Source organism: Methanomassiliicoccales archaeon (assembly GCA_036504055.1).
In the GTDB taxonomy this organism is placed as follows: Archaea; Thermoplasmatota; Thermoplasmata; order Methanomassiliicoccales; family UBA472; genus DASXVU01.
Genome location: DASXVU010000007.1, coordinates 79,526 through 87,818 on the forward strand (window position 1 = coordinate 79,526; position 8,293 = coordinate 87,818).

Genomic DNA, 8,293 nt, shown 5'->3' on the forward strand with positions numbered 1-8,293 from the left:
TCCTCAGCCCCCTAGCTCGTGCAGGCGTTCCTCTTCGAGGTCCCGACGGACACGCTGCAGATCGTCCAAGGCTACGTCCATAACCTCGGCCGGGAGCGACGCCTCTCTGATCGTGATAGGGGGTCTTGGCGAGGGCCCGACATGGACGAGCTCGCCGCAGGAGACACAGCGGCGGCAGGATGAGAACGAAGTGACATGCGGGACCGTCCCGCCTCCACAGAGATCACAGCGAATGTCTTTCACAGGGCGGGTGACGGAGCTCATGACCGGAACCTCCCCAGGAACTCGACGATAACGTCGAACATACCGCCCACCTTCATCTGCTTCAGAACGATCTGCAGCTCTCTGATCTCCGCCCGTTCCTGGACGATATACAAGTGCATGTTCTGCGCATAGGCAGCGTTCTCCGGATCCTTGACGTCCTTCTCGAGCCGCATAAGGTCGTTGGACTTCCAGATAATCCGGTCGCTAATCCATTTCTGGATCATCCGGCGCGGCATCAATGACCACCCGCCTGCTCGTGCATGATCTCAGCTCCTGTCTTGAAATCGATGAACTGGTTCACGTAGGACTTGCAAGGTTCACAGGTCTTGCATTGGGGCTCGGCCTCTCCGTTGGGATAGCAGCGGATCAGGAAGCACATATCGTCAGGAGATTCACAACCCTTGTGGCAGCAATCCCGCCGCCGGCCGTCCTGGTCGAATCCGGGCTTGACCTGCCGCTCCCCACGGTCCTTGACGACGCCATATCGGGAAAGGGGCGTCTGGCTCACTGGCTCGGCCTCCCCGAATCGATTGGAAGGTGGAATTGCCAGCCTATGACATCCCAGAAGGTCATATCAAGCGTTTTCAGTCCATTGAGTTCCTTTAGGGTTGCCTCCAACCTTTCCTTTGTCGGCGGGAATATGCCGTCAGCCTTGGCGATCTCATCCATGACCGCGCTTTCGCAAGGATGGAACATGCCCTCCGAATCGGCCATATGCCAGACGCCATCAGAATAGAACAGGACCGCCAGCGATTCTATCTTACTTTCATAGCGCCATCCCCATGGACTGCGATAGGGTTTGCCCGACCAGGTATGGAGGATGATCTTATCTCCCACATGCTTACAAGGGTTCTCCTTGTGGGTTCTGATCGTTTGCCTACATTTTCCGGCCTGAACATCGTTGATCTTTGATTTGTAGGTCAAGCTCATGATGTGCGCGGCCATCTCACGCACCGTCCTTGGGCTTCCTGCAATCATCCATCCATAGACAGCCTACACATCCGCCCTTCTCATTGCCGATCCCATTGGACAGCCCGCGGAAGCACCAAGGCTTCCAATCCTTCTTTGGGGGCCTCGACAGGTCCTTCCATTGCGCCTCCGTTTCTTTCCAGGCGGTCATCAATGACCACCGCCGCAGGTAGATTTCTTGGGGCACTTGGCGCATTGCTGAGGCCCGGAGATCTCGCCAAGGTCGCAGAACCACTTGATGGGCATCAGAGACCACTCTCCTTGACCGCGTCGACCTCCGCCCTCAAGGACACGATCTGACGGCGCAGGCGGTCCCTTTCATCGCGTTCCTTGGCGATCTCGAACCTGAGAGTGCCCAGGTCCTCCCTGAGCCTAGAGACGTCCTTCTGCAGCGTTTCGACGATCTCAGGGAGCGAAAGATAGATCCGGGCGGTCTTGTTCTGTGTTTCGAACTCGGTGTCGGAGATCATGCTCAGACCTCCAGAGCCTTGAGGCGGACCTCAAGATTGTTCAGTCGGTCCTTGGCGACGCCGATGTCCTTCTTGAGGAGCTTGATGTCGTTCTCACGGCTGGCGTTCTTGGCCGGGGAGGCAACGATCAGCGCCATGCCGGAGACCTTGGCGAAGTCCTTGACGTTGCTTACACGCTGAGATCCTTTGGCCGTGATCTCGTAGGTCTTTAGCATCTTAGGGTAACCGGCGATGTGGTGGAGGCCCTCGTCGACCATTCCGTCTACGAGGAGGTCCTTCAGCTCGATCGAGGCATGGGATCTAGTGATGATGAGCGCCTGGCCGACGCCGTCCTGGGTGATCTCGAAGGGAGCGGAGTATTCGTTCCTCTTCCCCTTGTTGGCGTCCAGGTGGATGAGGATGCGCTCCTGCACGGTGAGGGAGTTCATGCCATCACCTTGCCGTCACAATTGGCCTTGGGGCAGCGGAAGACGCCCTTCCCAGGTATCGATTCGAACATCGTGGAATGGCATTTGGGGCACTTCGGCAAGGTCTGTTTCTGCTCCATGAACCTCAGTCCCCCAGGATGCAGAACGTCCTTGACGTCGGGAAGATCTTCTCTTCGCCGGTCTCCGGCCCCCTGGTGTGCTTGAAGCTGCAGCCGTTGCAGCTGGGGTTCCTGATGCCGGTCTTGGGGCATTTGAAGAAGCGGGTGACCTTGTTCAGATCACTCACCTCCGAACAAGTTGGCCAGGGCCTCATGGACCGCTGTGGCCTTGTCGGGGCAGTCCATGACGATGACCTGGACGCCTTCCGGGATGTCGGCGTGAGTCATGCTGCGGTGACTGGAGATCATGCGGTACATCCCCGCCGCCTCCTCGATCAGAATGCTCTGCTCTGCCATCGGAAGCTCGTGCAGCTTCCGGGATCTTTCCATAGCTTTCGCTGATTTCATGTTCTCAAACTCTCCTCTCTAAGATGGAAGAAAAGTGGCTGGCCGATAGGGGAAGATGGAGGCGGCCAGCCAGTTCAGATGAATGGCACGCCGGGCGGTTCGGGATGGTGGTACTATGTCCCAGCCTTGGGAAGGTCTGGGTTGTGATCGAAGCGGCCCGGCGGCGGTCAGATGAAGATCTCACGGGGATACCGGCTTGGGCGGCAGTATCGGCGCAATGATGACGCGCCCGTTCTCCTCGAAGATCTGGACATTGTCACCGACACGAACATGGAGGGTGTCCAGCGCCTTCTGGCCGAGGGTTATCCGCTCGTTCTTGGTCACTTTCGTGATTTGGAGTTGCTTCGTATTACCACCTACAAGTTATTTGTAAGGAGTATGAGGTTATCTAGGTTATAAAGGTTACTGATTATTTGTATGTGGTAAGAAAGATATTACCTATAGCTAAGTAATAACCATTCTGTGGTAGCTAGAGTCCCCTTTGATGAGATTCCCGACAATTTGTCTTTGAGAATTCTATTGGAATGTCTCAACAACGGGCCGTCTGTACGTTCGGTCTTGTATGCCAGACTAGGGAAGGGGAACCAGACGGTGCAAGCAAAATTAGACGCTATGATCGACTCCGGTCTGTTAGTCGGGCGTGATGAATCAACACCACCAAAGCGTAAATGGGTGGAGCTCACCGACAAGGGGCGCCAGGTGGCGGAGAAGCTGGCAGAGATCGAGGAGATACTGGAGGGGTAATTGTTTTGATCGAATCTGGGCACTATTGTGTTGCAGAAATATGTCTTAATGGCCATACCACGAACTGTTGTGCCAATACAGATCCCGTTCATAATCAAAAATACTGTATGGACTGCGGGGCAGTAACGGTAACGAAATGTCAGAATTGCAGTTCATCAATTAGAGGGTATTTCATGGCTTTCAGAGGAGATCATCCTTACAAGACTCCATCCTTTTGCCATACCTGCGGAGAGCCATATCCGTGGACAATATCGCGGATGAAAGCAGCGGCCGATCTGATCAACGAAATGGAGAGCATCAACGATCAGGAAAAGAAGGCACTTATTGAGAGCGTCCAGGAGATGACAAAGGACACGCCACAATCTCAGGTGGCCTCGGTTAGGTACAGGAAGATTATTGTTAAGGTCGGAAAAGAGACTGGGGACGCGATGAGGGATATCATCATCAACATTGTCAGTGAGACGATCCGGAGATCATTGTTCGGACCATGAAAGAGGGGGACCAAATAATGATATCTCGAATGACTGTGATAAATAGAATCTGGCGGGATATTAGATGCTAAATTTCATGTTTTTACAATTTCATATTTTGAGGCATACGGAATTAAATCTTAACGGAAATGGTGATGGTGGGGAACATGGATTTTTCGAACGTTAACATCGGGGCAAGAATCATAGAAGCTATTACTTCAGGACTCTATGATGGGAATCTGAATTGTATTAGAGAGTATGTCCAAAACAGCATCGACGCTGGTGCCTCCGAGATCGAGATTCTCTTCTTAAATGGCGGCTCGGATTTAGTCATCAAGGATAATGGATCTGGGATGGACAGGAAAGGACTCGAAACGGCCCTTGGAATTGGGATATCAGATAAGGGAGAGGATGATGTCGGGTGGAGGGGCATAGGGTTTTGGAGCGGAGTCTCGGCGGCGAGTAAAATTGTGGTTATAACAAAGACGAAGGGTGGCGAAAAACTTCGATTGGTGATCAACTGCGAGATGATCAAAAGAGGGTATTCAGGTAATTCGCCGGTCCTAGAGGTCCTCTCTTCGTCTACTGGTGAGGTAGAACCCCTAAAGCTGGGAAAGGATGAATCATTGACCAATGATCACTACACCGAGATCAGGTTAGAATCAATACCGGGGCCTCAAAGGACAATCTACAGGGAACATGACATAATCTCCTATCTACAAAAGAATGTGCCAGCAAAGTTCGACGCATCGATGTTCAAGCTTGCATATCAAATCGACGATTATCTCAAAGAGAAAGGCGTCAAGGAGATTAGGACCAGAATTCATTTCCAATCAGATGAAATACGGATGGAGATTTTCAAGCCGCCATTCAAGAACGATATTTACTTCGATAAATTCACGCCGAAGGAGTTCTATGTGGAGACTAAGGAAGGGAAAAAGCTCGCGGCAGTCGGATGGTTCGTTACGAGCAAGAAGAACCGGGCGTTGGCATGGCCTGATGGCGGGGTTTTCTTTAAAAAGAAGCATTTCACGATAGGTGACGAAAATCTGGTTAAAAGACAGACCGATGGAGCGACATACAGCCAATGGCAATACGGTGAGATTCACATTATCGATCCAGGTATCAAAGAGAACGCCCCACGAAACCTGTTTGAGACATCTGAAATAACTGACAAATTAATGACCCAGGTTGGAGACTTTCTCCTTCAATTACAGGTCATGAACAGGCACGTCTCCGCGCGAACAGCATCCAACCAGGTCACCAGGATTAGAAAAGCGTTGGATAAGGGAAATCTCAACGACGCGAAAGAGGAAATCGAAAAAGCGCAGGGAAAGTTCCGATCAGTAGTTAGCTTTCCGACCGACCCCTCACTTCAACCAATGAAAGAAGTGATCGATTCGACCTCTTGCGAACAGAGAGACATAGTCGGAGCATTCCAAGAGGAACTAAAAGAGAAAAAAGATGAAGGTCGAACTGACCGACAAATAGCCAAATCAAGCATGGACGCGGTATTAGATGGCCTTCACCCTGTGGTCAGAGGAGAGATTGCCGGTAAGAGAACGAGAAAGGGATTGAAGGACCCCGCTATGCAAATAACGGACGCGATCGTGGGCATATTGAAAGAAAAGACGGGACTGACCGAATCCGAGCTTAGCGATTTGACCAAGGTAGCCTTCGATTATTATTCGGTCGAAAGAGCACCGGGAAGCAAAGGTCCTTTGATAACGATTGTCGGTCAATTCGATCTCAAAGGGAGTGATAAAGATGCTCAAAGATTGGCCTCAAGGAATAGGCGATTCGGTCTCGCAATTTCGACGTTCCATGATCTCCTAGTCAACATGGATAAACATTCCAAAGGGAAGAAGCAGTTTGAGTGGTTTGAAAAGGCGACCGAAGCAGAGAGGGACATCATGATGGCGGAAGCAATCGCTGCTGTAGATTTGATGTACAGAATACTCGACAAAGCGGAGAAGTTCGGTCCATGAACAGGATCTCTAAGTCCCTGGTCAAAGGGATCCTTTCGCTGGATATTTGGGAAATCTATTAATTCGCGGGAAGTATTTACAACCATGAACATTCTCCTGGTCGAACCAGATTACTATTCCAAGTATCCACCCCTCGGCCTGTTAAAACTTGCTTCATATCACCGGTCCAGGGGAGATAACGTAAGATTGGTGAGGGGGACAGAAAGTTTAACGGACTTTAATCCGGACATAGTAAAAGTGACATCGCTATTCACCTATGCTTGGAAGCCAGTGCATGAGGCAATTGATTTCTTCCAGAATGAATTCGATGACGCCTCGATTGAAATTGGCGGCATTTACGCTTCTTTGCTACCCGATAATATAAGGAAGGAATTTCCGAAGGTGGCGATTCACAATGGTCTTTTCGAAGAAGCTGAAGGTTACCTCCCAGCATATGATCTATTGAAAACTGTGGACAAATGGAAGTCCTGGAACTCCTCCATTTTGTTCACATCCAGAGGTTGCATCCGAAATTGTCCTTTTTGCGTGGTGCCACGGATTGAAGGAAAGCTGAGGTCCGTTGCCGAGAGTGTTCGACAAATAATTCACCCAGATCATAAAAGGGTGATCATTTGGGACAACAACTTCCTGGCATCACCAGACTGGCGCAAGGTTATTGACATTTTTGAGGATATGGGAGTAGAGGTTGATTTTAACCAAGGTTTGGATGCTCGCCTCGTCGATGAAGAAGTAGCTAAAATGTTGAAGTCGACGAAAGCTAAACTCATTAGAATGGCTTACGATATTCCACAGGAGAAAGTCGCCGTTACAAGAGCAGTTTCACTTCTTGAGGATCAGGGTTTCAAGAAGAGGAAAATCCTCTTTTATGTTCTACATAACTTCTACGACGAAACCAATGGAAATGGAGACACACCTCAAGACTTTCTAGAGAGAATCAGGTACCTAGGCGACCTCGGTTGTTCCTCGTACCCGATGCGCTATATCCCTCCTGATTCGCTTAGTAAGAATAGCTACATTTCTCCTTACTGGTCTTCGGATCAGCTTGACCTTGTTGCAAAGGCCAGAAGAGTGATAGGGTTTGGGGGGGCATTCCCCCCTTATGAAGGGTTGGTCAAGAAATTGAACGATGCGAAAAGTTTCGAGGAAGCGTTTACCTTGCGTCCAGTCCAACAAATCTGTTGAACAAGACGGTCATAATCGAGTACTAACACCTCCGGCATTCCCCGCACTTCGCCCCGTCGAAAGAGTCCCTACGGTATCCAATCTCCCTTAGGATCTCCGCATTGTTGCTCGACTTCATCTCAAGCATGACGTTCTGGAACCTTCTGAGGACGAAGCAGCGATCGGCCGCACCCTCGCCCATCTCGTTCACCAGGTCGTCGATCATCGCCTCGAGCGCCTTCTCTAACTTGACCTCTTCCATATGTTCACTTCCTTGAGTGGGGCACCGAGATAGAGGTTAAGGGGATTGCGGGGGGAGGGGAGCGAAAGTACCAACAATCGATTATTTTTTCTTCTTAGGCTCCTCTTTTGGTGGCGGTGGCGTATATGGAATATGTGGTGTATCGCCTGAAATCGGAACATCGTAGTTATCATTTTTCGGTTTCTCTTTCTCCTTCTTAATTTCTGTCATATATTCTCTCCTATTCTATAACAATATAAGAGAAATGTTTTACATTCTAAAGAATATTTGCATCCAAACCGATAACTCTAGTAAAATATTAAAAGGTTCAAAAAGGACCTGAGAGGACCATCAAGACTTCCGTTTGCTCCTTCAATCCATCCGAAGTAAGCCACGAGCTCATGAATCCTAACGAAACATCACCACCTCCCCCAGCCTTAGTATTCCATCTCCACCCAAAGCCGATCAATCTCTCGATCGTGTTGATCACTATCCCATCCCCGAGCACGATCTCATACTCGTCAAGAGAGACCTCCCGCAGCTGCGAGAATTCGTATAACAAGGATGTCGCCTTGTAGTATGCAAGCTCCAGGTCCGTGTTCACGATAAGGGAATTGCCCTCGAGGTCCTCGATCTTCCACGGGCCGGCCGCGTTCCAATCCATGAATGGAGAACCAAGACAGGAGGTGATAGGCGTTGTGGGGAGGGATGGATGAAAGTGTGTCGTTGATAATCGTCCCTAAACGAACTTAACCTTCCTCCGTTAATTGGCAATGGCGCGGCCGGCCGCGAGATGATCTCCTGAGGACCACCCGTGACCCAATGCACCGCCGGCCGTGCTAATCCATATTGGTTCATCATGTCGGAAGGGAAAATGGATTTGCCTGGCAAGACTATCATCATCAAAAAAGCGGTGACCTATGACGGTCCAATCAGGATCGTCGTCACCGCGTGCCCAAAATGCGGCCGGAGGTTGATGAAGGGGATGACGAAGTGCCCAAAATGCGATCAGAATCTACAAAACAACTTAGTCCTCATCAATGACAGGGCGG

19 protein-coding genes are annotated in these 8,293 nt (G+C 50.4%); 5 read left to right on the top strand and 14 right to left on the bottom strand.

Annotation, left to right across the window (positions count from 1 at the left end):
* Positions 1 to 3: 3 nt before the first annotated feature.
* From VGK23_02305 to VGK23_02355, 11 genes are all read right to left on the bottom strand, one after another.
* Entirely contained in the window at positions 4 to 243 is a 240-nt protein-coding gene (locus VGK23_02305; protein ID HEY3419364.1) for a hypothetical protein, read from the bottom strand.
* A gap of 17 nt (positions 244 to 260) precedes the next feature.
* Entirely contained in the window at positions 261 to 500 is a 240-nt protein-coding gene (locus tag VGK23_02310) for a hypothetical protein (protein HEY3419365.1), read from the bottom strand.
* Positions 500 to 772 (bottom strand): hypothetical protein, encoded by a 273-nt coding sequence (locus VGK23_02315; GenBank protein HEY3419366.1) that lies wholly within the window; start codon positions 770 to 772, stop codon positions 500 to 502. Before VGK23_02315 ends, VGK23_02310 begins: the two co-directional genes overlap by 1 nt.
* Positions 769 to 1,209, bottom strand: a complete 441-nt coding sequence (locus VGK23_02320; protein HEY3419367.1) for a hypothetical protein — start codon at positions 1,207 to 1,209, stop codon at positions 769 to 771. The genes VGK23_02315 and VGK23_02320 overlap by 4 nt, the downstream gene beginning before the upstream one ends.
* 1 nt (position 1,210) lies before the next feature.
* Positions 1,211 to 1,384 (bottom strand): hypothetical protein, encoded by a 174-nt coding sequence (locus tag VGK23_02325; GenBank protein ID HEY3419368.1) that lies wholly within the window; start codon positions 1,382 to 1,384, stop codon positions 1,211 to 1,213.
* Positions 1,385 to 1,478: 94 nt separating this feature from the next.
* Positions 1,479 to 1,703, bottom strand: coding sequence for a hypothetical protein (locus VGK23_02330; protein HEY3419369.1), 225 nt, complete (start codon positions 1,701 to 1,703; stop codon positions 1,479 to 1,481).
* A gap of 2 nt (positions 1,704 to 1,705) precedes the next feature.
* Positions 1,706 to 2,131, bottom strand: a complete 426-nt coding sequence (locus tag VGK23_02335) for a hypothetical protein (GenBank protein ID HEY3419370.1) — start codon at positions 2,129 to 2,131, stop codon at positions 1,706 to 1,708.
* The gene (locus tag VGK23_02340; protein ID HEY3419371.1) at positions 2,128 to 2,250 is read right to left on the bottom strand and encodes a hypothetical protein; all 123 of its coding nucleotides are present in this window, start codon (positions 2,248 to 2,250) and stop codon (positions 2,128 to 2,130) included. Before VGK23_02340 ends, VGK23_02335 begins: the two co-directional genes overlap by 4 nt.
* Positions 2,251 to 2,255: 5 nt before the next feature.
* Positions 2,256 to 2,417: a hypothetical protein gene (locus VGK23_02345; GenBank protein HEY3419372.1), complete on the bottom strand. Its 162-nt coding sequence runs from the start codon at positions 2,415 to 2,417 to the stop codon at positions 2,256 to 2,258.
* The gene (locus VGK23_02350) at positions 2,410 to 2,637 is read right to left on the bottom strand and encodes a hypothetical protein (GenBank protein HEY3419373.1); all 228 of its coding nucleotides are present in this window, start codon (positions 2,635 to 2,637) and stop codon (positions 2,410 to 2,412) included. Before VGK23_02350 ends, VGK23_02345 begins: the two co-directional genes overlap by 8 nt.
* A 180-nt stretch (positions 2,638 to 2,817) precedes the next feature.
* The gene (locus tag VGK23_02355; protein HEY3419374.1) at positions 2,818 to 2,961 is read right to left on the bottom strand and encodes a hypothetical protein; all 144 of its coding nucleotides are present in this window, start codon (positions 2,959 to 2,961) and stop codon (positions 2,818 to 2,820) included.
* 267 nt (positions 2,962 to 3,228) lie between these two features.
* Here VGK23_02355 and VGK23_02360 point away from each other — a divergent pair, with 267 nt between their 5' ends.
* From VGK23_02360 to VGK23_02375, 4 genes are all read left to right on the top strand, one after another.
* Positions 3,229 to 3,381 (top strand): hypothetical protein, encoded by a 153-nt coding sequence (locus VGK23_02360; GenBank protein HEY3419375.1) that lies wholly within the window; start codon positions 3,229 to 3,231, stop codon positions 3,379 to 3,381.
* Positions 3,382 to 3,386: 5 nt separating this feature from the next.
* Positions 3,387 to 3,872 (top strand): DUF2321 domain-containing protein, encoded by a 486-nt coding sequence (locus tag VGK23_02365; GenBank protein HEY3419376.1) that lies wholly within the window; start codon positions 3,387 to 3,389, stop codon positions 3,870 to 3,872.
* Positions 3,873 to 4,018: 146 nt separating this feature from the next.
* The gene (locus VGK23_02370; protein HEY3419377.1) at positions 4,019 to 5,839 is read left to right on the top strand and encodes an ATP-binding protein; all 1,821 of its coding nucleotides are present in this window, start codon (positions 4,019 to 4,021) and stop codon (positions 5,837 to 5,839) included.
* Between the two features lie 84 nt (positions 5,840 to 5,923).
* Positions 5,924 to 7,021, top strand: a complete 1,098-nt coding sequence (locus tag VGK23_02375) for a hypothetical protein (GenBank protein HEY3419378.1) — start codon at positions 5,924 to 5,926, stop codon at positions 7,019 to 7,021.
* Between the two features lie 22 nt (positions 7,022 to 7,043).
* On the opposite strand, the gene VGK23_02380 is transcribed toward VGK23_02375, so the two are convergent.
* From VGK23_02380 to VGK23_02390, 3 genes are all read right to left on the bottom strand, one after another.
* Positions 7,044 to 7,262 (bottom strand): hypothetical protein, encoded by a 219-nt coding sequence (locus tag VGK23_02380; protein ID HEY3419379.1) that lies wholly within the window; start codon positions 7,260 to 7,262, stop codon positions 7,044 to 7,046.
* Positions 7,263 to 7,343: 81 nt separating this feature from the next.
* Positions 7,344 to 7,472, bottom strand: a complete 129-nt coding sequence (locus tag VGK23_02385; protein ID HEY3419380.1) for a hypothetical protein — start codon at positions 7,470 to 7,472, stop codon at positions 7,344 to 7,346.
* 97 nt (positions 7,473 to 7,569) lie between these two features.
* Positions 7,570 to 7,905 carry a hypothetical protein gene (locus VGK23_02390; GenBank protein HEY3419381.1) on the bottom strand — a complete coding sequence of 112 codons (336 nt, stop codon included), beginning with the start codon at positions 7,903 to 7,905 and terminating at the stop codon, positions 7,570 to 7,572.
* Positions 7,906 to 8,100: 195 nt separating this feature from the next.
* Between VGK23_02390 and VGK23_02395 the strand changes: the two genes are divergently transcribed.
* Positions 8,101 to 8,293 (top strand): hypothetical protein (locus VGK23_02395; protein HEY3419382.1); only part of this gene is annotated, 193 nt, incomplete at its 3' end.